This window comes from Mesorhizobium sp. M0048 (genome assembly GCF_040323405.1).
Lineage (GTDB): Bacteria > Pseudomonadota > Alphaproteobacteria > Rhizobiales > Rhizobiaceae > Mesorhizobium.
This window is the reverse complement of the sequence record NZ_JAMYUV010000129.1, coordinates 1-831: the sequence shown is the minus strand read 5'-3', so window position 1 is coordinate 831 and position 831 is coordinate 1. Positions and strand designations below refer to the sequence as shown.

The 831-nt window shown below is 63.9% G+C and carries 1 protein-coding gene; it reads right to left on the bottom strand.

The features are described 5' to 3' along the window. Nucleotides 1–6: 6 nt before the first annotated feature. Nucleotides 7–831 (bottom strand): ISAs1 family transposase (locus tag NKJ84_RS33050; protein ID WP_352510011.1); only part of this gene is annotated, 825 nt, incomplete at its 5' end.

Here is an 831-nt window from a genome sequence, read left to right as displayed (position 1 = left end):
GCAGGGCTATCGCATATGAGTGATGGCATTGATGAGATAGTCGTCGTTCCAGGCGCATTTCTTGATGCGATGGCTGATGGGGACTTTGGCAGCATCGGCGGTCTGAAGGATGTTTCTGGCGAGGCGATTGAGAAGGGCTGTGTTGGCGGGAGCATTATCCTTGCGGGCACGGCTGAGATCCTCATCGAAATGGACATCAAGCATCCAATGCAGGCCGTTCTCGATGTGCCAATGAGCTCTAGTGAGGTCGAGCGCCCGCTGCGGCGACATGAGCGTGGAGGCCATGAACAGGCGCATCAACGGCCTGGCCTGATCGCGCCGGCTGGTGATGCGGATGAAGGCCCGGTGGCCGGGCATCAGCGGCTCGGCCGCCGCCACGATCTCGGCTTGCCGCCACTCGTTGCGGCCGTGGCTGGTCTCGGTCCGCTCGGCAATGGAAGGGGTGGCGTCGGCCAGTTGCAGGTTGGCACGGCGCAGCCAATGACGACGGTTGCCCTTCAGCGCAAGCAGGTAATCGCCACCTCTTTGGGTAATGGCCGCAGCCATGCGGGTGTGGCAGTGGAGCGCGTCGGCGGTGACCAATCTGCCCGTAAGATCAATGAGTTCGACGACTTTGAGCGCGGCCTCGACTTCGTTCTCACCAGCGCTCGGCGAGACTGCCGCCAGGCACAGCCGGGTCTCGGCGGCGAAGGCCGACACCGTCAACGGCGGACTGGCTGCCAAGCCCTTCTCGTAGGCCCGCCGCAAAGCCTTGCCGTCAAGCGACACCACCTCGGGCGTCTCTCGGCTGGCTCGGGCGAAAGCTGCGGCAAAGGCCGCAAAGGCGCGACC